The 20,598-nt window shown below is 70.0% G+C and carries 19 protein-coding genes; 11 read left to right on the top strand and 8 right to left on the bottom strand.

Annotation, left to right across the window (positions count from 1 at the left end; genetic code table 11):
* The first annotated feature begins 6 nt into the window (after positions 1-6).
* The 3 genes from D9599_RS06450 (at position 7) to D9599_RS06440 (ending at position 3,437) form a co-directional block, all read left to right on the top strand.
* Positions 7-1,344, top strand: coding sequence for a nucleotide-binding domain-containing protein (locus tag D9599_RS06450; RefSeq protein WP_198380380.1), 1,338 nt, complete (start codon positions 7-9; stop codon positions 1,342-1,344).
* A gap of 585 nt (positions 1,345-1,929) precedes the next feature.
* Positions 1,930-2,994 (top strand): ribonucleotide-diphosphate reductase subunit beta, encoded by a 1,065-nt coding sequence (locus tag D9599_RS06445; protein ID WP_198380379.1) that lies wholly within the window; start codon positions 1,930-1,932, stop codon positions 2,992-2,994.
* A 173-nt stretch (positions 2,995-3,167) separates the two neighbouring features.
* Positions 3,168-3,437: a hypothetical protein gene (locus tag D9599_RS06440; RefSeq protein WP_198380378.1), complete on the top strand. Its 270-nt coding sequence runs from the start codon at positions 3,168-3,170 to the stop codon at positions 3,435-3,437.
* Between the two features lie 19 nt (positions 3,438-3,456).
* Here D9599_RS06440 and D9599_RS06435 read toward each other — a convergent pair whose 3' ends face one another.
* Positions 3,457-4,209, bottom strand: coding sequence for a methyltransferase (locus D9599_RS06435; RefSeq protein WP_309228557.1), 753 nt, complete (start codon positions 4,207-4,209; stop codon positions 3,457-3,459).
* A complete protein-coding gene (locus D9599_RS06430) occupies positions 4,194-4,412 on the bottom strand; it encodes a putative signal transducing protein (RefSeq protein WP_232480195.1) in 219 nt (72 codons plus the stop codon). Before D9599_RS06430 ends, D9599_RS06435 begins: the two co-directional genes overlap by 16 nt.
* Positions 4,413-4,549: 137 nt before the next feature.
* Here D9599_RS06430 and D9599_RS06425 point away from each other — a divergent pair, with 137 nt between their 5' ends.
* Positions 4,550-5,548 (top strand): polyprenyl synthetase family protein, encoded by a 999-nt coding sequence (locus D9599_RS06425; RefSeq protein WP_198380377.1) that lies wholly within the window; start codon positions 4,550-4,552, stop codon positions 5,546-5,548.
* Between the two features lie 302 nt (positions 5,549-5,850).
* Here D9599_RS06425 and D9599_RS06420 read toward each other — a convergent pair whose 3' ends face one another.
* Positions 5,851-6,591, bottom strand: coding sequence for an SDR family oxidoreductase (locus D9599_RS06420; RefSeq protein ID WP_198380376.1), 741 nt, complete (start codon positions 6,589-6,591; stop codon positions 5,851-5,853).
* 119 nt (positions 6,592-6,710) lie between these two features.
* On the opposite strand from D9599_RS06420, the gene D9599_RS06415 reads away from it, so the two are divergent.
* The 3 genes from D9599_RS06415 (at position 6,711) to D9599_RS06405 (ending at position 9,909) form a co-directional block, all read left to right on the top strand.
* Positions 6,711-6,986, top strand: a complete 276-nt coding sequence (locus D9599_RS06415) for a hypothetical protein (RefSeq protein ID WP_198380427.1) — start codon at positions 6,711-6,713, stop codon at positions 6,984-6,986.
* A gap of 96 nt (positions 6,987-7,082) precedes the next feature.
* On the top strand, positions 7,083-7,496 hold the full coding sequence (locus D9599_RS06410) for a DUF3775 domain-containing protein (protein ID WP_198380375.1): 414 nt from the start codon (positions 7,083-7,085) through the stop codon (positions 7,494-7,496).
* Positions 7,497-7,569: 73 nt separating this feature from the next.
* Positions 7,570-9,909: a xanthine dehydrogenase family protein molybdopterin-binding subunit gene (locus tag D9599_RS06405; RefSeq protein WP_198380374.1), complete on the top strand. Its 2,340-nt coding sequence runs from the start codon at positions 7,570-7,572 to the stop codon at positions 9,907-9,909.
* Here D9599_RS06405 and D9599_RS06400 read toward each other — a convergent pair.
* The gene (locus D9599_RS06400) at positions 9,875-11,308 is read right to left on the bottom strand and encodes a dihydroorotase family protein (protein WP_232480194.1); all 1,434 of its coding nucleotides are present in this window, start codon (positions 11,306-11,308) and stop codon (positions 9,875-9,877) included. The two genes, D9599_RS06405 and D9599_RS06400, sit on opposite strands and share 35 nt — an antisense overlap.
* 96 nt (positions 11,309-11,404) lie before the next feature.
* On the opposite strand from D9599_RS06400, the gene D9599_RS06395 reads away from it, so the two are divergent.
* A complete protein-coding gene (locus D9599_RS06395) occupies positions 11,405-11,785 on the top strand; it encodes a YkvA family protein (RefSeq protein WP_198380373.1) in 381 nt (126 codons plus the stop codon).
* On the opposite strand, the gene D9599_RS06390 is transcribed toward D9599_RS06395, so the two are convergent.
* Together D9599_RS06390 and D9599_RS06385 are read right to left on the bottom strand one after the other, a co-directional pair.
* Complete coding sequence (locus tag D9599_RS06390; RefSeq protein ID WP_198380372.1) at positions 11,782-12,561, bottom strand: SDR family NAD(P)-dependent oxidoreductase; 780 nt, start codon at positions 12,559-12,561, stop codon at positions 11,782-11,784. The two genes, D9599_RS06395 and D9599_RS06390, sit on opposite strands and share 4 nt — an antisense overlap.
* A 14-nt stretch (positions 12,562-12,575) precedes the next feature.
* Positions 12,576-14,057 (bottom strand): amidohydrolase family protein, encoded by a 1,482-nt coding sequence (locus tag D9599_RS06385; RefSeq protein ID WP_198380371.1) that lies wholly within the window; start codon positions 14,055-14,057, stop codon positions 12,576-12,578.
* A 192-nt stretch (positions 14,058-14,249) separates the two neighbouring features.
* Between D9599_RS06385 and D9599_RS06380 the strand changes: the two genes are divergently transcribed.
* The 3 genes from D9599_RS06380 (at position 14,250) to D9599_RS06370 (ending at position 17,971) form a co-directional block, all read left to right on the top strand.
* Complete coding sequence (locus D9599_RS06380) at positions 14,250-15,896, top strand: AAA family ATPase (protein ID WP_198380370.1); 1,647 nt, start codon at positions 14,250-14,252, stop codon at positions 15,894-15,896.
* Positions 15,893-16,408 carry a hypothetical protein gene (locus D9599_RS06375; protein ID WP_198380369.1) on the top strand — a complete coding sequence of 172 codons (516 nt, stop codon included), beginning with the start codon at positions 15,893-15,895 and terminating at the stop codon, positions 16,406-16,408. The genes D9599_RS06380 and D9599_RS06375 overlap by 4 nt, the downstream gene beginning before the upstream one ends.
* Positions 16,409-16,501: 93 nt before the next feature.
* The gene (locus D9599_RS06370; protein WP_198380368.1) at positions 16,502-17,971 is read left to right on the top strand and encodes an ATP-binding protein; all 1,470 of its coding nucleotides are present in this window, start codon (positions 16,502-16,504) and stop codon (positions 17,969-17,971) included.
* Between the two features lies 1 nt (position 17,972).
* Here the strand turns inward: D9599_RS06370 and D9599_RS06365 are convergent, their stop codons facing one another.
* Both D9599_RS06365 and D9599_RS06360 read right to left on the bottom strand, forming a co-directional pair.
* Positions 17,973-19,484: a YifB family Mg chelatase-like AAA ATPase gene (locus tag D9599_RS06365; RefSeq protein ID WP_198380367.1), complete on the bottom strand. Its 1,512-nt coding sequence runs from the start codon at positions 19,482-19,484 to the stop codon at positions 17,973-17,975.
* On the bottom strand, positions 19,481-20,512 hold the full coding sequence (locus tag D9599_RS06360; protein WP_198380366.1) for a histone deacetylase family protein: 1,032 nt from the start codon (positions 20,510-20,512) through the stop codon (positions 19,481-19,483). Before D9599_RS06360 ends, D9599_RS06365 begins: the two co-directional genes overlap by 4 nt.
* Positions 20,513-20,598 lie beyond the last annotated feature (86 nt).

The raw sequence follows: 20,598 nt of genomic DNA, 5'->3' as shown, positions 1-20,598 counted from the left end.
TACGACATGTCCGCTGAGCTTCAGCAGTTCTATGATCAGCACGTCAGGCTCGGCGCTGAGTTGCGCAAGAACCTCGCGGCTAAGCGCGATCTCAACCTCAGCCGCCTTACCTTGGGGTTGGCCGATCTGGAGAAGCCAAACTTCAGGACAACGCAGAACCAGGGTGGCTACGCGATGCATACCCTGAACCAGGACCATCCTAATGGCGACACGGGGTACGATATCGACGTCGCGATACTGTTTGCCAAAGCTGATCTCCCGGAATCGCCATTGGCCGCACGCCACCGCGTTCGGGATGCTCTGCTGAAGCGGTGTGGTCTCTTTGCTGATGTTCCCGAGGCACGGACGAATGCCGTGACGATCTGGTACGCTGAGGGTTACCACATCGACTTCGCGGTTTACCGCACTTGGGTTAACCAATGGGGGCAGACCGTCATTGAGCACGCCAGCGCCGAATGGAAGGCGCGAGACCCGTCGGCCGTCACGAGCTGGTTCGAAGGTCGCGTCGACGCGCTGAGCCCGAAGCCGAATCCGGGCCTCGGCTACTACCCGAAGGTAAAGGTTGGGCAATTCCGCCGGATTGTGCGGTTCGTGAAGTGGTATTGCCGGTCCCGTTCAGGCTGGTCCCTACCTGGAGGGATGATCCTCTCCGCGCTACTGGCCGACGGCATATACCGACCCAATGCGGATCGTGATGATCGTGCTCTCTACGATACCCTAGTCGCTCTTCGAGATCGCCTTGCATTCAGTAGAAAAGTCCAGAACCCAATCGATGGGTCAGACCTTACCGGCAAATTGGAGATGCAGAACCAGGTTAAGCGCCTGCACGAGTACCTCACGCGCCACCTGCCGCGGCTTGACGTACTCTTCAGTCAGCGTGATTGCACTCGAGAGAAGGCGCGGTCTGCGTGGGACTGGATTTTTAACCACTCCTTCTGGGGCGAGAGCGAACAACTCAAGAGGGCAGTGGTCGAGGACAGGGCCCTGGCTAGCCCCTACCGTCTCGACATTCGCTGCGATCTTTCGAGGGGACCGGGCGAGAAGCCCTTTGGTCAGTACAAGAGCGGGTCAAGCCTTCTCAGGAAAGGCATGGGTTTGAAATTCACTGTCGTGAGCACTGATGTCCCGCCCCCGTATGAGACCGAGTGGATTATCAGAAACGAAGGTGACGAAGCGCTCGAGGCCGGTTGTGAGACCGTGACGGAGGTGGGCTCCGTAAAGGAGACCAGTACCGCTTACAAGGGACGCCACGAAATGATTTGCCGCTTGAAGAAAGGCGGCATGACCGTCGTGCAGACGGTCCACGTGGTTCGGGTAGCTGGCGGATGGTTCGGTCACCGATGAGCGATCCAAGGCACGCGCCGCTCTCAATTGGCAGCTTTGCTCGCTATTTCGCCGTAGTGCGGAGAAGTAGTGTAAAGCGGAGCAGCATTCATGGCTCGGCTGAAAACACAACCAGCGCGGCCCTCTCCTTTCCGCAGCAATCAAGGCGTCCTGTTCGAAAGGGCCTGCCCGCGACACCCACCTGTTCGAGGACGGCGGATGATCACTACAATGTTTGCGTGGCGCGGCTGCATCGGTTGAGACACTTGCGCCTTAGCCAGCCGACGATTGCTGGCTGGCGCTGGTCGCCAGTGCTACCTTCGGATGTGAGACTCGAAGATCCTGCTGGAGGGACGATGCGCTACCGCATGCCGCGAAAGACCGAAATTCGAGTCTCAGTTGCTCGCATGGGAGCTAGCCGCAAACTGCAGCGTTTCCACGAGTACATACATACTGAGACTGGCAACCCTGCCTATAAGGCGTGCCAGTGACGGCGCCCCGCCGCCACCGGCCCGTGTGACGGGGGAGCCAGTGGGCATGTCGCCTGCCGGCGCCCCTTTCACCCCGCACCATCACCCATCGGCCACTTGTCCGAGGAAGCATCCCATGCCCGACGGCGCCATCTCGCGAGACGAACTACCGGTCCACTTCGACCTGCTGACCGCCAACCCCGTCTACAAGCCCTTCCGCTACCCCTGGGCCTATGATGCGTGGCTGACGCAGCAGCGCGTCCATTGGCTGCCGGAAGAGGTTCCGATGGCCGACGACGTGAAGGACTGGCAGAAGAACCTCACCGCCGGCGAGAAGAATCTGCTGACGCAGATCTTCCGCTTCTTCACTCAGGCGGATGTCGAGGTGAACAACTGCTACATGAAGCACTATTCCCAGGTCTTCAAGCCGACGGAAGTGCTGATGATGCTGTCCGCCTTCAGCAACATCGAGACGATCCACATCGCCGCCTACAGCCACCTTCTCGACACCATCGGGATGCCGGAGCTGGAGTACTCAGCCTTCCTCAAGTACAAGGAGATGAAGGACAAGTACGACTACATGCAGAACTTCTCGGTCGAGAATAAGACCGAGATCGCGAAGACACTCGCTGCCTTCGGTGCCTTCACCGAGGGGCTGCAGCTTTTCGCCTCCTTCGCCATCCTCATGAACTTCCCGCGCCACAACAAGATGAAGGGGATGGGCCAGATCGTCTCCTGGTCCGTCCGCGACGAGACGCTGCACTGCCTCTCCGTCATCCGCCTCTTCCGCACCTTCGTGCAGGAGAACCCGGAGATCTGGACCGAGGAGCTACGGCGCGACCTCTACCTCATCTGCGCGACCATCGTGGACCACGAGGACGCCTTCATCGATCTCGCCTTCTCGATGGGCGGCGTGGAAGGCCTCGATGCGGCCCAGACGAAGGAGTACATCCGCTTCATCGCCGACCGCCGCCTGCAGCAGCTCGGCCTTGAACCGCTCTACCATATCGAGAAGAACCCGCTTCCCTGGCTCGACGAGATGCTGAACGCGGTGGAGCACACCAACTTCTTTGAGAACCGCTCGACGGAGTACTCCCGCGCCTCCACAGAGGGTACCTGGGAAGAGGCTTTCGCCGACCACACCTTCGGCTCGCCCCAGCCTGAGGGGGCGATCCTCGGCACCGAGGCTGCCCGGCACTAGCTGAGGGCGTCTCATAATTGCAACGGAACCCGTAATAATGACACGTGGGTGCCGTTCGCGGTCGGGGGCAGCGTTCACGCCCCCGTCTGGTGCCGTTATCCTGTCACCACAACCCAGGTTGGAGCAGGAGGTGCCTCCCGCGCTCCATGTGGGCGTGAGGGAAGGTCGCAGACATGATGTCTGAACAGTTTCTGGATGAAGAACGACCAGGTTCCGCGACGAATTTCGTCCCGCGCCAGACCCGACGCCTTACGGACAAGATCCTGCTCGCCTTTCACCAGGCCTGCGACCAGCGCGATCTTGAGGTGGCCGAAGAACTTCTCCGGGTGCTCGAGATGATGGTCAGCCGCCGGGAAGTTGCGCCCGGCCAGAACCGGCGCAAGTCCCTTGAAAGCCTTGTCGCCGCCCATGAGCGGCTCTGGTACCTCCGCCATCCGGACTAGGGCTACGGGCGCGTGGCCCTCAGCTCCCTATCCATTCCAGCGCCTGTCCCCGCAGCACCGCGTCCGCTGCCGCGGTCCAGCCATCCTCGTCGTGCAGCACGAGTCCGGGGAGCAGGGCATTACGCGCCCGTGGTGCGCGGCGGGCCCGCAGCAGCACCCGCTTGGCGGCCCGTCCGGCGCGCGGCCAAAGGGGCATAACCTCCGTGCCGCCCAGCCCGGCGGACCGCAACGCGCCCAGCCCTTCCTCAAGGCGCGCCGCCGGCAGCACCAGGGCAGCCCGGCCCCCGCGCCCCAGCGCACCCGCCAGCAGCCGCGCCCAGGCGTCGAGCCCCACCTCCGCGCCATGGGTGGCACCGGCGCGGATCGCCCGCGGCGGTGCGGAGCCATCGGACCAGAAGGGCGGGTTGCTGACCGTCATCTCGCAGGCAGGAAGCCGGGCGCGCAGTGCGGGGTCAGCCACGTCGCCCTCCACCACCTCGACGCGGTCGGCCCAGCCATTCAGCGCCGCGTTCTCCCGCGCCAGAGCCGCTAGCAGAGGGTCCCGCTCCACGGCCACAGCCCGCAACGCCGGCAGCCGGGCCAGGGCACAGAGGAAGACCGCGCCGGCCCCGCAGCCGGCATCCAGCATCAAACCGCCTGCCGGCGCGGCTACCGAGGCCGCCAGCATCACCGCGTCGAGTCCCGCGCCCAGCCCCTCCGCCGGCTGGCGGAGCCGCACACGCCCGCCGAGCAGCGACTGGACCGGCCCCGCCGCAGTCAGCGCGCTACCCACTCCCCGGCCTCGCGCAGCAGGGCCTCGGCGGCGGCAGCCTGCTCCTCGGGCACGGCCAAGCGCTGTGGAAAGGCGCCGATCCGGCCCTCCACCGCGCTCACATGGCTGTCCAGCAGCAGCGGCCTCAGCCCGCCGTCGCGCAGCAGGGCCTGGAGGAAACCCAGGCGGACTGGATCCCCCTCCGAGAGCAGCACGCGGATCATCCGGTTCCTCCTGGCGGGGGCCGGTTGCTGCCTGCCCACCCCGTGGCTATGGTGCCGGCCCCCATGGACAGGTCAATGCCCGCGTGAGCGCCACCACCGCGCCTGATCCAGCCGCGCCCCTCGTTCGAGCCCTAAGCATGCACCCCGCGCCCGATCCTGAACACGCGCTGGAGGTCCTCACCGATCTCGTCCGCACCGACCTCGAAGCCTGCAACCGCCTCATCGTGGAGCGGATGCAGAGCCCGGTCGCCCTTATTCCTCAGCTCGCCGCCCACCTTGTGGCGGCCGGGGGCAAGCGGATCCGTCCGCTGCTGACCCTCGCGGCCGCCCGCCTCTGCGGGCATCGCGGCCAGCGTCACGTCGCGCTCGCAGCCTGCGTGGAGTTCATCCACACCGCGACCCTCCTGCACGACGATGTCGTAGACGAGAGCGCGCTCCGCCGCGGCGCCCCCAGCGCCAATGCCGTCTTCGGCAACAAGCCGAGCGTGCTGGTGGGCGACTTCCTCTTCGCCCGCGCCTTCCAGGTGATGGTGGCGGACGGATCGCTCCGGGTTCTAGACATCCTCGCCACCGCGTCGGCCACCATCGCCGAGGGCGAGGTCCTCCAGCTCGTTACCCAGAACGATACCGCCACAACCGAGCAGCAATACCTCGAGGTGATCGAGGGCAAGACTGCCGCCCTTTTCGCCGCAGCGACGGAGATCGGCGCCGTCGTCGCGGACCGTCCTCAGAACGAGGCGGAAGCCCTACGCGAGTACGGCCACTGTCTCGGCGTCGCCTTCCAGCTCGTGGACGACGCGCTCGACTACTCCGCCAGCCAGGCGGCGCTCGGCAAGACGGTTGGCGACGACTTCCGCGAGGGCAAGATAACCCTCCCGGTCCTCCTCGCCTTTGGGGCCGCCGACGAGGCCGAGCGCGGCTTCTGGCGCCGCGTGCTTGAGGATCGCGACCAGGCCGAAGGCGATCTCGACCGCGCCATCGCCCTTATGCAGTCCCGCGGCACCCTGGCCGCCACCATCCAGCGCGCCCGCGACTACGGCGCCCGCGCCTTGGATTCCCTCTCGATCTTCCCAGACTGCCCGGAGCGCCGGGCCCTCGCGGGGATCGTCGAGTTCTGCATCGCGCGAGCCCGATAGAGGGAGCTCGCGGGTGAGTCCGGGAACCGGAAGAAGAAATTCTTCCTCTCCCCGGCCCTCTCACCATTACCTTTTTCTTGGATTTGAAGAACCTTCAGGGCCAGTGCGCCGCGGAACATGCGCCTGGGGCGACCGCACCCCCAGGTAGGCTACCGGTAAGAGCCGACCCCATCTATTGCCTCCGCGACAGCCGGATGCACGCTTGGGTTGGACCTACGGGTCCCGACCAAGCTCCTGGCGGTGTCCGAGGCACTGCCGCACGCGCCCGGAGAGGGAACCGCCCTCTCCGGGCCCAGAAGAGCTCACCCCCGCCCGAGGAAGGGCATCTTCGTCGCCATGATGGTCATGAAGGGGATGTTCGCTTCCAGCGGCAGGGAGGCCATATGAGCCACCGCCTTGCCCACGAGGGCCACGTCCATCCGCGGCTCAACCATCATCGAGCCGTCCGGCTGCAGCACGCCTTTCGTCATGCGCTCCGTCATTGGCGTCGCGGCGTTGCCGATATCGACCTGCCCGGCGGTGATGTCGTGCTTCCGGCCGTCGAGCGCGATCTGCTTTGTCAACCCGGTGACGGCGTGCTTCGTGGCGGTGTAGGCGGCGGCCCCGGGTCGCGGCGCATGGGCGCTGATCGAACCGTTGTTGATGATCCGCCCGCCCTTTGGCGCCTGGTTCTTCATGATGCGGTAGGCGGCCTGGGCACAGAAGAACGTGCCGTTTAGGTTGGCCGCGACCACCCCGTGCCAGTCCTCGGGCGACAGTTCATCAAAGTCCACCGCCGGCGCCCCGCGCCCGGCATTGTTGAACAGCAGGTCCAGTCGGCCGAAGCGGGACAGCACCTCCTTGAAGGCGGCCTCCACCTGAGTCCGGTCCCCCACGTCGGCGGCGATCGCGGCGCCATGCGCCTGCCCGGCCACCGTCTCCTCCAGCGTCGCCATGCGGCGGCCGAGCACGGCCACGTGCCATCCCTCGGCCATCAGCGCCTGAGCCGCCGCCCGCCCGATCCCCTGTCCCCCTCCGGTGACCACCGCGAACCGATCCGCCATGGACCTCTCCCACCTTGCTTTCGGCGCGGAGCCTGCGTGCGGCGGCGCGCCCTGGCAAGGCCGGCGGGGCAACCTCCCCGGAAGGGTCGCGTTCCAGGGCTGACTGAAGGAATGCAGCCATGAGCGACCGCCCCGACCGCAAGCGCGAGCCCGCCCCGGACACGAGCGTTACCCACGTCGACCCCATCCAGGACAATCCCCTGGCCCGACGCCAGGCCCATGGCCGCATGGCCGAGGAGCGGGGCGACGACCCCGCCGCCGGCACAGCGGCCGAGCCGGTGTCCCCCGGCGAATTCCAGGCGGGCGACCGTTCCGAGCTGGGCCAGGCGCTCGGTGGTCCCGTGGATATCTCTCCGATCCGTGGGCGCCGGATGATTGAACGCCCGGAAGAGTAGCCCCGAGCACAGGGCTGCAAACCCGGCCGCCGGGCACCCGCACCCAAACGCGGGTACCAGCGGGCAACGAAACCCTGATCAAGGGAAGCGCTAAAGATGAGCGATCGCCCAGACCCCGACCAAGAGGTCGATCTCGGCATCAGCCTCGAGACCATCGCTGGCATCATTGATGCCGCCCGCGCTGTGGGCGAACTCGAGGAGGAGGGTAACAACGAGGACGTCCAGGATGAGGAGAACGAAGACGATAACGACCCGGACGCCCTCGCCGACACCCTCAAGGGCCTCATCGACGAGTTGAACGAGGACGAGCAGGCTTCGCTGATCGCGCTCACCTGGATCGGTCGCGGCGACTACGACACGACCGAGTGGGCGGAGACACTGCGCCTTGCCAAGGAGCGCAATGAGGCCGGCACTGCCGCGGAGTACCTCACCGGCATGGAGCTGTTCGGCGATTACCTCTCCGAGGGCGTTGCCGCCTTCGGCTACCCTGTAGAGGACATCGCCCGCTGAACGCGGTGGCGCGGCGCCTACCGGCCCGCGCCTAGCGCCCTATACTCCCCCGTAGCAGGAAGGGAGAGCAGGGATGGAGCGGAACGGGATCGGGCAGCCCTTGCGCCGCCGAGAGGATACCCGCCTCCTCACCGGGCGCGGTCGCTATACAGACGACATCGACCCGCCCGGCTGCGCCCAGGCCGTGATCCTGCGTTCCCCACATGCTCACGCCCGGATCCTCGCGATCCGGATCGAGGTGGCGGCGGCTGCGCCCGGGGTATGCGTCGTGCTAACGGGCCACGACGCGGCGGCGGACGGCCTTGGCCGACTCGTCACCCTCTTCGATGTCCCCGGGCGCGACGCCCCGCTCTTCGATCCCGGCCGCGACATCCTCCAGACCGAATACGTCCGCTATGTCGGCGACCCCGTCGTTCTGATCGTGGCCGAGACACGGCAGGCTGCACAGGACGCGGCCGAGCTGGTCGAGATCGACTACGAGCCGCTCCCAGCCGTCACCGACACCGCCGCGGCCGCTGAGCCCGGCGCGCCCCTGGTCTGGCCGGGCCGGCCGGACAACACCGCCGTCCTCTGGGACAGCGGCAGAGCGGAGGAGGTGGAGGACGCCTTCCGCGCCGCCCACCGCACGGTCTCCGTCTCCCTCGTCAACAACCGCATGGTCGCGAACCCGATGGAGCCGCGCGTCGCCATCGGCGAGTGGGACGAGGCCGCCCGGCGTTACCTCTTCCACGGTCCGAGCCAGGGCACACACCGGGTGCGCGACAACCTAGCCAAGCACGCGCTGAAGGTGCCGCCCGCGCAGCTCCGCGTCGTCTCGCCCGATGTCGGCGGCGGCTTCGGCGCCCGTGGCAAGCTGATGCCGGAGAACGCCCTTGTCCTCTGGGCCGCCCGGCGCCTCAGCCGGCCCGTCAAATGGCTGGCGGGCCGCACCGAGACCTTCCAGTCCGACCCCCATGGCCGCGATCAGGTCACGCGCGCTGAGATGGCGCTGGACCGGGACGCGAAGTGCCTCGGCGTCCGCATCCGCACCGTCGCGGGTATGGGCGCCTATCTCCAGGACATGGGCCCCCGCGTGCCGACCACCGGCGGCGCCCGGATCATGGGCACCGTCTACGACTGCACGGCCATCAACAACCAAGTGCGCTGCGTCTTCACCAATACCGTGCCCACCGATGCTTTCCGCGGCGCCGGTCGCCCTGAGACGGCCTACATCATGGAACGCCTCTTTGACCGCGCGGCTGAGGCCTTCGGCATCGGCCGCGACGAGATCCGGCGACGCAACTACATCCGTCCGGACCAGCTGCCCTACCGCAACGCCGTCGGGAACCTCATCGATTCCGGCGACTTCGCGGGCACCCAGGCCATGGCCCTGGAACTGGCGGACTGGAACGGCTTTCCTGCCCGCCGCGCGGCCTCGCAGGCGCGGGGCCGGCCGCGCGGTATCGGCCTTGGCTATTTCATCGAGGCCTCGGGCGGGCTGACCAGCGAGACCGCCCGCCTGCGCGTCACGCCCGGGGGCCGCGTCGAGCTGCGCGTCGGCACCTTCAGCCACGGCCAGGGCCACGAGACCGCCTTTCTCCAGGTCGTCGCGGATCGGCTGGGCATCGATCCCTCCGCCATGGACTTCATCCAGGGCGACAGCGACGAGCTTCCCGCGGGCAACGGCACCGGCGGCTCACGCTCCTCCCAGATGGGTGGCGTCGCTGTGCTGCGCGCGAGCAACGCTGTGGTGGCCAAGGCCCGCCGCATCGCCGCCCACCTGCTGGAGGCCGCGCCCGAGGACGTGGAACTGGAAAGCGGCCGCTTCCGCGTCGCCGGCACCGATCTCGGCCTCGACTGGCCCCGCGTCATCGCGGCCGCCCACGACCCCGCGCAACTGCCCGAGGGCGAGGCGCCCGGCCTCGACGAGCTGCTCACCTATACCCGCGACACGGAGTGCAACTTCCCCAACGGCTGCCACGTCGCCGAGGTCGAGGTGGACCCGGAGACCGGGCAGGTGACCCTCGCCCGCTACGCCGCCGTGGACGACGTGGGCAACGTCATCAACCCGCTGCTCGTCCACGGCCAGATGCATGGCGGCATCATGACCGGCATCGGCCAGGCGCTGATGGAGGAAGCCCGCTACGACCCCGAGAGCGGCCAGTTCCTCACCAGCACCTTCCAGGACTACTGCATGCCCCGTGCGGGTGACGGCTGCGACTTCCAGCTTGGCCTGAACGTCGTGCCGACCCCCACCAACGATCTCGGCGTGAAGGGCGCGGGGGAGGGGGGTGCCTGCGGCGCCCCCCCCGCCATCGTCTCCGCCGTCTGCGACGCGCTGGGCCTGGACCACATCGACATGCCGCTGACGCCGGAGAAGGTGTGGCGCGCCCTGTCCCTCAGGGAATCGGCATCGCGCCTGGCCGCAGAATAGCCGCCGTCGTCGTCGCGAGGTTGCGGGGGGAGGGGGCGGGCATCACCGGCCGCTCCATCCTTCCCCAGCCGGGGGCATCGGCCACCACGCCGTCCCGCATCACCACCCGCCCGCGCACGATCGTGGCGACCGGGGCGCCCACCGTCCGCATCCCCTCGAAGGGCGTGAAGCGGCTGCGGACGGAGTGCAGTTCCGCCCCGCGGATCTCGCCCTCCGCGGAGGGATCGACGATGGCGAGATCGGCATCCGCACCCGGCTGCACCACGCCCTTGCGCGGGTAGAGTCCGAAGGCCCGCGCCGGCGCCGCGCCGGCCATCCGCACGTACTGCTCCAGCGTCAGCTTCCCCTGGTAAACGAGCGTCAGCATCAGCCGCATGGAGGTCTCGACCCCCGGGAAGCCGCAGGCATTCCCCCAGATCGAAGGATCCTGCTTCTCCGACACCGCGTGCGGCGCGTGGTCGGTGCCGAGGATGTCGATCGTGCCCTCCGCCAGCGCCTCCAGCAGCGCGTCCCGCTGCGCGCCCTCGCGGATCGGCGGGTTCAGCCGGCCAACCCGCGCGGCCTCGCCGGTCAGGTTCTCGGCGGCCAGCAGCACGTATTGCGGGCAGGTCTCCACCGTGATGGGCACGCCGCGCGCCTTCGCCGCCTTGATATGCGGCACCGAGCGCGCGCAGCTCTCATGCGCGATGTGGATGCGCGCGCCCGTCCACTCGCTCAGCACGATGCAGCGGTTGAGGCTTTCCAGCGCCACGATGTCGGCGCGGGCGCACCAGTGGGCGTAGTCGTCCGTGCGCCCGGCGGCCTTCATCCGGTTCTCGCGCCAGAAGAGCATGGGCGAGTTCTCGGCGTGGATCGTGCAGCGGTGCCCGCGCGCCGCCAGCACCTCGAAGGCCTCCAGCACCGCGCCGTCGTTCGGCGCCGGCAGGTTGCCCGTGGTGTTACCATAGAAGAGCTTGAACGCGATCACGCCCGCGTCCATCAGCGGCTCCAGGCTTTCAAGCTTCCGTTCGTCCACAAGGCCGTAGACTCCGAAATTGACGTGCGCCTGCCGCTCCGCCGCCTGGCGTTTGATCGCCAGCGCCTCTAGGTCCCAGGTCGGCGGGTCGGTGTTTGGCATGTCGAAGACGGTCGTGACGCCGCCCGCCGCCGCTGCGCGCGTGCCGGTGGTCCAGTCCTCCTTGTGCGTCATTCCGGGCTCGCGGATATGCACATGCACGTCGATCGCGCCGGGGATGACGTAGCGCCCGCGCGCGTCGATCACCTCCCGCGCTGGCGGGGCGAGGGAGGCATGGCCGATGAAGGCGATGACGCCATCCTTCACCGCCACGTCGGCCACGAAGCGCCCCGTCTCGTTCACCACCGTACCGCCGGTGATGAGAAGGTCGGCCATCGGCTGCATCGCGCTCTCCGCAGGTTTCACAGCCTCTTATCCCGCACGGGCGCTTCATGCGAATAGGGGGCCGAGTTCCACGACCGGCGTTGCGGGAGGAAGAGCATGCTGGATCGCCTTGTCGCCTGGGCACGGCGCATCCGGCGGGACGTCCACGCGCTGTACCTCGCGGCACGGGACCCGCGGACGCCCTGGTACGCCAAGGCATTGGCACTCGGCATCGCCGCCTACGCACTCTCACCCATCGACCTGATCCCGGATTTCATCCCCGTGCTCGGCCTGCTGGATGAGGCCCTGCTGCTTCCGCCGGCAATCCTCCTGGCCGTCCGCCTGATCCCTCCCGAGGTCATGGCCGAGCACCGCGAGGCGGCACGGCGCGCCGCCAGCCGTCCCGTCAGCTCGGCGGGCGCGGCCATGGTCGTCCTCCTTTGGCTCCTGGCCGCGCTGGTCCTCCTCGCATGGTTCTGGCCGGGGGAAGCGGATTAGATCACCCAGCCGCCATCCACCGCGAGGTCCTGCCCCGTCACCTGCCGCGACAGCTCCGAAGCGAGGAACAGCACCGCCCCCGCGACGTCCTGGTCCGTGCTGATCCGCCGCAGCGCGTAGTCCTTGGAATACTCCTGCCGCGCCTCCTCCATCGAGATCCCGAGGCGGGCGGACATCTCGCCCCGCACCTTCTCGAAGCGCGGCCCCTCGATCATGCCGGGGCAGACGCAGTTCACGTTGACGTTGTGCAGTCCGAGCTCCAGCGCGGCGGACTTGGTGATGCCGCGCAGCCCCCACTTGCTCGCGGAATAGGCGGCGCGCCCAGCCTTGCCGCGGAGCCCGAAGGTGCCGCCGACGTTGACGATCTTGCCCGCCTTCGCCGCAATCATCGCGGGCGCGAAGGCGCGCATGGTCAGGAAGCAACCCGTGACGTTCAGGTCGAGGATGTCGCGGAACTCCTCCGGCGTCGTCTCCCAGAAGGTCTTGCCGAGCGGGCCCGTGCCGCCCGCGATGTTCACCAGCACGTCCGCCCGCCCGAAGTCGCGCAGCACGGAGGCGGCCATGGCCTCAACGGCGGCGGCATCGGTGATGTCGCAGCCGTAGATCTCAGCCCGGCGTCCCTTGGCGCGCGCCTCCTCGGCAACGGGCCCTATCGCGGCGGTGTCGCGCCCGACGAGCGCAAGGTCCGCCCCCTGATCCGCCATCAACAGCGTGGCCGCCGCGCCCATCCCCTTGGCGGGGCCGGTCACGACGACCACCCGGTCCTTCAACAACATGGAACCCTATCCCTTCAATGCGCCGGCAGCAGGCGCTTGGCCGCCGTGAAGCGCGAACCCAGCGCACGGCAGTGGCAGGTGACATGCGGCGCCACCGCCTCGCACCACTCCCGCGTTCCGGCATTCGCCGCCGCCAGCCGGTCCGCGGCCTCTTGCGCCTGCCGTGCCAGAGCCGCCTCGTCTACCCCGAGCACCCGGCCATCCCGCAACTTCCACTCGCCGCCGATCATCACCTCGCGCAGCGCCAGCCCGTCCTCGGTCCAGACGAGCTGATTCGCCGCGTCGTTGAAGGGCAGCCAGTTCACATGGGAGAGGTCGAGGAAGAGCAGGTCCGCGAGCTTACCCGGCGCGACCGCCCCGGCCTCCAGCCCGAGCAGCTTTGCCGAACTATCGGTCGCAAGCCGGACGGTCTCCGCCGTGCCCAGCCAGTCCTTCTCCTCCGCCCCTTCCCAGAGGCGGGAGGCGAAGGCCGCCAGGCGCATCGCCTCGAACATGTTCTGGTTGTCCGAGGAGCCGGAACCGTCCGTGCCCAGCCCGACCGTTACCCCCGCCCGGATCGCCGCCCGCGCCGGCGCGATCCCGGAGGCGAGCCGCATGTTTGAGCCGGGGTTATGCGCGAGCCCCGCCCCGCGCTCGGCCATCAGGGCAAGATCGGCCTCCGTCAGCCACACCCCGTGCGCCACGCTGAAGCGCGGCCCCACCAGCCCCATCGCGTCCATGTGGGCGAGAAGGGTCGTTCCGTAGCGCACCTCTCCGCCACCCGCCTGGTAGCGCGCCTCCGCCACATGCGTCTGCACGCGCAACCCGTGCTCCTCAGCCAAGTCGCGGCATCCCGCCAGGAAGTCGTCGGAACAGTGCAGCGGGATGGTCGGCGCGCAGCCCAGCCGCACGTCGTCGCCGCGCCAGCCCTTCGCCGCCTCGTGGATGGTCGAGAGGATGTCGTCCGCCTTCGCCATCGACATCGCCGCCGCCCGCCCGCGGTACGGCTCGGGCAGAGCCTGGATCAGCCCGGGCGTCGCCTGGAAGAAGGTGAGGTCGGCCACCATCGGCGCCAGCACCGCCCGCAGCCCCACGGCCCGGTAGGCTTCCGCCATGGCCTGCAGCCCCTCGACCGTCGGCCCCGGGAACTCGAAGGCAAGGTCGTAGCCGGCGGTGCAGCCTTTCCGCAGCATCTCGACGGCCGTGAGCGTGGTCGCCAGACGCTTGTCCTCCAGCCCGCGCGAGCCGCCTATCCAGCCGGCATGCGTCAGCAGCAGTGCGAGGTCCCACTTGTCGCCCATGCCCTTGGAGAGGCCGCCATGCCCGTGGGTATGGGCGTTCACCAGCCCGGGCATCACCAGCCGCCCGGTCGCGTCATGCCGCGGCGCATCCTCCACCGCCGTGCCGGGCTCCAGCAGGGCGGCGATCCGCCCCTCCTCAATCAGCAGGTCGCGGAACGGGGCAGCCGTGGCGTTCGGGAGAAGGACACGGGCGCCGTGGATCAGGAGTCTCTTCATCGGCCGACCATAGCAGGCACAGTCCGCCATGCACGGGCCGCCGCCCGCGCCCGTCCCGGACACCGAACCTTGATGAACCGATACGGTTTGATCGCTTGCGGAACCATTGTGACGAAGTCGGACGCCGGGACATAAAGAGGCATGGTAGCGGGCCCGATCACGATTCCACGCGCAACCGGCGGATCCGTCCCCGTGTCCCATGCCGGCTGGGCCGCGGCACGGCGCGCGATCCTGCAGGCCTTCGCGACCGGCGAGCACCTCGTCGCGCTGCTCGGCCCGCCCGGCGTCGGCAAGACCTGCCTGCTGCGCGACATCGAGGCAGCGCTGCGCCCACAATCCATCCGCGTGCAGCGCCTCGAGAGTGGCGACGCTGCCGAGGGAGTGCTCGAGGCCCGACCCGACACCGAGGTCCTGCTGGTGGACGAGGCGGACAGGATGAGCGAGGCGACGCTGGAGGAGGTGGCCGAGCGCGAGGGCTGCTTCGCCGTCCTCGTCGGCCTGCCGGCGCTCGCGCGGCGCATCGCCCCGTGGCCGCACCGGGTCGTGCAGCTGGAGGCGATCCCGCAGGCCGAGATCCGCTCCTACCTCGCGGCCCGCATGATCATCGCCGAACTCGACTCCTCCCGCCTGACCGACGAGGCCGCCGCCGCGCTGGCCGAACTCTCCGCCGGCACACCGCGCCTGCTGAACCTGCTGCTTGCCATGGCCTTTCACGAGGCCGACATGACAGACCAGCGCGACGTGACCGCAAGCCATGTCCGGGAGGCGGCCGCGCTGCGGGCCGAAGCCGCGCCACACGTTCAGGTTGGGGAGGATGCCTCAGCCCTCGAACCGGCCGCGAGTAAGGCTGGTCCGCCCGAAACGGTGCCTCGCCGCGCCGATCTGTCGCTCGTGCCCGCCACGGTTCCGGAAGAGGAACCACCGCCGCGCTCTCGCTTCTCGGCGCTCGCGCTCCTGACCGGCGCAGCGCTCGTGCTGGGCGGCCTGGCCTGGGTGGCCCTGACCGAAGCGCCCCGCCCGGCGGCCCGTCCCGCCAGCGTGCCGCAACCCGCCGCTGGCGCCGCGACGGAGCTCGCCGGTCCTGCGAGCGCGGTCCTTGCTTCGTCGGCGCCTCCGCCTCCCACCACGGCTGCCGCTACCGGAATTGCCGGGCTGCCCACGGGTGCCATGGTCCGGGTCGTCGTCACCTATCCCCGCGGCGTCGCCGAGGCGGGGCGCCGCGCCAGTGCGATCGCTGCCGCGCTGGCTGGGGCCGGGATTTCCGTCGGCGCGCCTTTTCCGGTGGCCCGCCCGCCGGCCGGGCCGAGCCTCAGCTACTTCTTCCACGAGGATCGTGAGGCCGCCGGGCGGGTCGCGCGCCTCGTCGGGCTCGACGGCGTCGTGCCGCAGCTCGGCCCGGCCAGCGGCGCCGCTCCCCGTCCCGGCACGATCGAGATCGCGCTTGCCGCGCTCGGCACCCCCACGGAGGAACGCGAGGCGCTGCCTCAGGAAGAGGCGCCCGCTCCGCTCGCCGCTACGCCCGTCTATCCGCCGGAAGGGGCAATCCTACCCCCCGATGCCGGCTGGCGGGGCGTCGTGCTGGCCTGGAGCGCACCCCTGGATGCGCGGCCCAACCCCTTCTTCGTCGAGGTCGTATCCCTCGGTACCGGCCGTGCCGCCGAGCCCGCTCAGGGCTGGAGCGAGGCCTTCGCCGCCTATGCGGAGGCGCCCGACGCGCAGCTTTTGCAGCTTTCCGGCCCGGGACGCTATGCTTGGCGCGTGCTTACCGTCTCCCGCACCTCCCGGCGCTACGCGGCCGGCCCCTGGCACGGCTTCGCCGTGGGCGGGCCGCCCTCATGAGGCCACTCGCGCCTCTTCTCCTCTCGCTCCTCACCCTCGCCGCTTGCCAGACCCCCCCGCCGCCAGCGCCGGTCGTGACCCCGCGCGTGGCGCGCGCGCCGGTGCGGCCGCTGCCGAGCCGGGTGGACGGTGCCTGGTCCTTCGGCGTTGCCGGGGACCGCTGCACCGCCCAGGTCGCGCATAAGGAGGCGACGCTCGGCATCACCGCCGGTCCAGGCAAGAGCGTCACCTTCTCCGCCGCCGCGCCGAGCCGCCGGGCAAGCGGCCGCGCCCGCATTGTCTTCCGCGGCGAGGACGGCAACTGGGAGGCCCCCGCCCGCGGCACCGGCCGCTCGGCCCTGGCGACCCTTCCGCTGGACGAGCGGGGCGAGGCCTATGTGCGCGACCTTCTCGGCGGAGGAACCGCCACGGTGCAGGGACCGGGGGTCGAGATGCCTGCCCTTTCCGTGCCGGATGCAGGCGTCTCCGGTCGCGACTGGTACGGCTGCGTCTCCCGCCTTGCTCAGCAATAGGGCCCTCGCCAGGCCTGCACAGCCCCGCCCGATCGGCCTATAGGAGCCGGCCCGCGGAGGGGCGGCCCGGGGCGGGTAAGAGGGGCAGGGGGCATGACGGTCGGCATCGAGATCGGGCAGGCGGGAACAGGCCCGGCGCGGCTGGACCTTGAGGAGCTACTCGCAACGCGCCTGCTGGTGCAGGGCAATTCGGGCAGCGGCAAGTCGCACTTGCTTCGCCGGCTCCTGGAACAATCCGCCCCCTGGGTGCAGCAGGCGGTGATCGACCCCGAGGGCGACTTCACCTCGCTCGCAGACCGTTTCGGCCACCTCGTCATCGATGCCGCCGCCCATGCGGAGGAGGCGATGGCCGCCGCTGGCGACCGCGTGCGCCGCCACCGCGTGTCCGTCGTGCTGAACCTTGAGGGGCTGGAGACCGACCGCCAGCTTCGACACGCCAGCGCCTTCCTCGGCGGCCTCTTCGATGCCGAGCGCGACCATTGGACTCCCATGCTCGTCGTCGTCGACGAGGCCCAACTCTTCGCCCCCGCAGCCGGCGGCGACGTGTCGGACGACGCCCGCCGCGCCTCGCTCTCCGCCATGACAGACCTCATGTGCCGCGGCCGCAAGCGGGGCCTGGCCGGCATCATCGCGACTCAGCGCCTGGCGAAGCTCGCGAAGAACGTGGCGGCGGAGGCCTCCAATTTCCTCATGGGCCGCACCTTCCTCGACATCGACATGGCCCGCGCGGCCGACCTGCTGGGCATGGAGCGGCGCCAGGCGGAGGCCTTCCGCGACCTCCAGCGCGGTCACTTCATCGGCCTCGGCCCTGCGCTATCCCGCCGCCCGCTGCCCATCCGCATCGGCGCGGTCGAGACCGAGAGCCGCGGCGCCGGCCCCTCCCTGACCCCGCTGCCGCAGACGGCGCCGGAGGAGGCGCGGGAGCTGATCCTCGCCGCCCCCGACCCGGTCGCGCCGCGCGCCGTACGCCGTCCGCCGCCGATCCCTCCGCAGGACATGCTGGCGCAGCTCGCCCAGGCTCGCCCGGCCGTGCCCCGCGCTGCCGAGCCCGAACCGACGCCGGAGGAGGAGGCCGAGCGCGAGGCGCGTATCGCGGCCATCCTCCACACCATGCTCGAGGAGCCCGACGCCGCCTTCCGGCCGATCGGCGTGCTCTACCAGGACCTTCTCGTGCGACTGCGCATCCACGCGGTAGCCGGGCGCCCGCCCGAGCTGCCCGCCTTCCGCCGGATGCTCGCCGTCGCCCGCGCGGGCGTGCCACCAGAGGCCGCGAACGACCCCGGCTGGCCCGAGGCCGCGGCGCGCGCGGACACCTTGCCGGAGGACACGCAAGGCGTCTTCCTCCTCCTCGCCCATGCGGCGCGGCAGGGTCTGCCCTGTCCCTCCGACGCCGCCATCGCTCGCGCCTATGGCAGCCGATCCGCCGGCCGTGCGAGGCGGCTGCTCGGCTGGATCGAGGAGCAGGGACTGATCGTGACGCGACCGGCCGCCGGCGGGCGGCGCGTGGTGGCGCTGGTCGGCCTCGCCTGGGAAACAGCGCCCGGCGACCCCGCGGCCGCTTAAGCTACCCGGCGTTGGGCTTCCGCAGTCGGAAGCCCAGCGCCTCCGCCACCTGCGCACGCCCGACCACCGGCTCCAACGCGAGATCCGCGATGCTCCGGGCCACCCGCAGCGCCCGGGTGAAGCCCCGGTTGGAGAGGCCGAGCCGCTCCGCCGCCGTCTCGGCCAGCCCAAGCGCCTCGTCGGCGAAGCTCTCGCGGATCGCCTCCACGGGCGCCTCCGCGTTGGTCGAAAAACGCTGCCCCTCATAGCGCGCCAGCTGCACCTCGCGGGCCGCAGCCACACGCGCCGCAACCACCGTACTCGTCTCGCCCGAGGGCGCGCGGGCCAACTCCCGCGGCGCGATCGGCTGCACCTCGATCGTCAGGTCGATGCGGTCGAGCAGCGGGCCCGAGAGCTTTCCCTGGTAAGCCTCTCCGCAGCGCGGCGCCTGCCCGCACTCCCGCCCCGCAGTGCCGAGATAGCCGCAGCGGCACGGGTTCATGGCGGCCACCAATTGGACGCGCGCTGGGTAGGAAACATGTGCCGCCGCCCGGCTCACCGTCACCCGCCCGCTCTCCAGCGGCTGTCGCAGCGCTTCCAACGCGGGGCGGGGGAATTCAGGCAGCTCGTCGAGGAATAGCACGCCCCGGTGCGCCAGGCTCACCTCGCCGGGCCGGGCGCGCGGCCCACCCCCGGTCAATGCCGCCTGGGAGGCGGAGTGGTGCGGGTCTCGGAAGGGTGGCCGCGCACTGATCCGCCCCGCCTCCAGCCCGCCCGCGACGGAGCGCACGAGGCTGACCTCCAGCGCCTCAGCCGGGGAGAGGTCGGGCAACAATCCTGCCAGCCGGGCAGCCAGCATCGACTTGCCCGAGCCCGGCGGCCCGATCATCAGCAGGTTGTGCGCCCCGGCCGCCGCGATTTCGAGGGCGCGTTTGGCGCTCTCCTGCCCCCGCACTTCCGAAAGGCAGGGTCCGTCCGCCTCGCGCACGGCCGGGGGCGGGCTAGGTGGCGGCGAGAGCGCCTGGCGTCCCTGGAAATGAGCGATCAGCGTGCGGAGGTCCGGCGCCGCCAGAGCTTCCGTCGCCCCCGCCCAGCCCGCCTCCGCCCCCTGCTCGGCCGGGCAGACGAGCCCAAGGTCACGCGCTGCGCAGGCCAGCGCCGCGGGCAGTACGCCGGCCACGGGCCCGATCGTGCCGTCCAGCGCCAACTCCCCCATGGCCGCATAGCCCGCCAACTCATCGACGGGGATCACGCCCATCGCCGCGAGCAGCCCGAGCGCGATGGGAAGGTCAAAATGGCTTCCCTCCTTCACGAGGTCGGCCGGTGCCAGGTTCACGAGGATCCGCTTCGGCGGCAGCGAAAGCCCGAGCACGGAGAGCACCGCCCGCACCCGCTCGCGGCTCTCGCCGACGGCCTTGTTCGGCAGCCCCACCACGGTGAAAGCCGGCAGCCCCGCGGCCACCTGAACCTGAACTTCGACCGGAACCGCCTCGACGCCGTGGAAGGAGAAGGTCGTGACGCGCGCGAGGCTCAACCGCCCCAGGCCCCGAGGAAGCGCGCCAACAACCCGCCGATCACCTCGGTATTATAGCCCCCCTCCTGCACGATGGCGGCCGGCAGGCGAAGGCCGGCGATGGCGGCGCCCGCGCGCGCGAAGCCCTCCTCGGTCACCCGCAGCGCGGCCAGCGGCTCGTGCTCGGAGGCGTCAAAGCCGAGGGAGACGACCAGTGCCTCCGCCCCATAGGCGCGCACGCGCGCGATCCCGGCGGCCACGGCTTCCAGCCAGTGCTCGTCGCCCGTGCCCATGCGCTGCGGGAGGTTGAGGTTGAAGCCGGCGCCCTCGCCGCCGCCCGTTTCAGAGGCGTGGCCGACAAACCAGGGATAATAGGCGTCCGGGTCGGCGTGGACCGAAACGGTCAGCACGTCACCGCGCGACCAGAAGATCCCTTGCGTGCCGTTGCCGTGGTGGCTGTCGATGTCGAGCACCGCCACCCGGTCCGCGCCCGCGTCGCGCAAGGCCTGAGCGGCCAGCGCCGCGTTGTTGATGTAGCAGTGCCCACCAGCCCGCGCGGCGTAGGCGTGGTGCCCGGGCGGGCGGCAGAGCGCGTAAGCCATGCCGCCGCGCGCCGCGACCCCGGCCGCTGCCAGGGCGCAACCGGCCGCGGCGACCGCCGCCTCATAGGTGCGCAGCCCGACAGGGCAGGCGGTGTCCGCCGTGTACCACCCCGCCCGCCCGACCGCCTTGGATGACGACCGTGCCCCTTGCGCGAGCATTTCGGGGGAGGGATGGATGTTCGCCACCACCTCCTGCCCGGCGCCGGGGATGGCCGCCCATTCGGCGGCGGCGTCCCGCAGCCAGTCGAGGTAGTCCGGCGCGTGCACGCCTTCCAGCGCCGCGCGCATGGCCGGTTCGGACACCTCCGGTACGATGCCGAGCGACCGAAGCCCCTCCCGCAGCGCCGCCGCCCGGGCGGGCACCTCGAAATTCGGGCGAAGCACGCCCCGCATGAGGAAGAACTGCGGCGCGTGCGCCGATTCCAACGGGTTGTCGAAGGCCTGCATGGGCCAGGACCCTATGGACCGGGCGGTTGCTTGTCCACGCGGTCGTCCCGCATCCCCCGCCTCGACACCCGGCGCGAAGCGGTTAG

This window comes from Roseomonas sp. KE2513 (genome assembly GCF_016107305.1).
Taxonomy (GTDB): domain Bacteria; phylum Pseudomonadota; class Alphaproteobacteria; order Acetobacterales; family Acetobacteraceae; genus Roseomonas.
The sequence above is the reverse complement of the archived record's forward strand: the minus strand, read 5'-3'. Positions and strand labels throughout refer to the sequence as shown.

Excerpts from the sequence above, each read along its gene's own strand:
- D9599_RS06450 (WP_198380380.1), top strand. The coding sequence starts at position 7 with ATGTCCGCTGAGCTTCAGCAGTTCTATGATCAGCACGTCAGGCTCGGC.
- D9599_RS06445 (WP_198380379.1), top strand. The coding sequence starts at position 1,930 with ATGCCCGACGGCGCCATCTCGCGAGACGAACTACCGGTCCACTTCGAC.
- D9599_RS06440 (WP_198380378.1), top strand. The coding sequence starts at position 3,168 with ATGATGTCTGAACAGTTTCTGGATGAAGAACGACCAGGTTCCGCGACG.
- D9599_RS06430 (WP_232480195.1), bottom strand. The coding sequence starts at position 4,412 with ATGATCCGCGTGCTGCTCTCGGAGGGGGATCCAGTCCGCCTGGGTTTC.
- D9599_RS06425 (WP_198380377.1), top strand. The coding sequence starts at position 4,550 with ATGCACCCCGCGCCCGATCCTGAACACGCGCTGGAGGTCCTCACCGAT.
- D9599_RS06420 (WP_198380376.1), bottom strand. The coding sequence starts at position 6,591 with ATGGCGGATCGGTTCGCGGTGGTCACCGGAGGGGGACAGGGGATCGGG.
- D9599_RS06415 (WP_198380427.1), top strand. The coding sequence starts at position 6,711 with ATGAGCGACCGCCCCGACCGCAAGCGCGAGCCCGCCCCGGACACGAGC.
- D9599_RS06410 (WP_198380375.1), top strand. The coding sequence starts at position 7,083 with ATGAGCGATCGCCCAGACCCCGACCAAGAGGTCGATCTCGGCATCAGC.
- D9599_RS06405 (WP_198380374.1), top strand. The coding sequence starts at position 7,570 with ATGGAGCGGAACGGGATCGGGCAGCCCTTGCGCCGCCGAGAGGATACC.
- D9599_RS06400 (WP_232480194.1), bottom strand. The coding sequence starts at position 11,308 with ATGCAGCCGATGGCCGACCTTCTCATCACCGGCGGTACGGTGGTGAAC.
- D9599_RS06395 (WP_198380373.1), top strand. The coding sequence starts at position 11,405 with ATGCTGGATCGCCTTGTCGCCTGGGCACGGCGCATCCGGCGGGACGTC.
- D9599_RS06390 (WP_198380372.1), bottom strand. The coding sequence starts at position 12,561 with ATGTTGTTGAAGGACCGGGTGGTCGTCGTGACCGGCCCCGCCAAGGGG.
- D9599_RS06385 (WP_198380371.1), bottom strand. The coding sequence starts at position 14,057 with ATGAAGAGACTCCTGATCCACGGCGCCCGTGTCCTTCTCCCGAACGCC.
- D9599_RS06375 (WP_198380369.1), top strand. The coding sequence starts at position 15,893 with ATGAGGCCACTCGCGCCTCTTCTCCTCTCGCTCCTCACCCTCGCCGCT.
- D9599_RS06370 (WP_198380368.1), top strand. The coding sequence starts at position 16,502 with ATGACGGTCGGCATCGAGATCGGGCAGGCGGGAACAGGCCCGGCGCGG.
- D9599_RS06360 (WP_198380366.1), bottom strand. The coding sequence starts at position 20,512 with ATGCAGGCCTTCGACAACCCGTTGGAATCGGCGCACGCGCCGCAGTTC.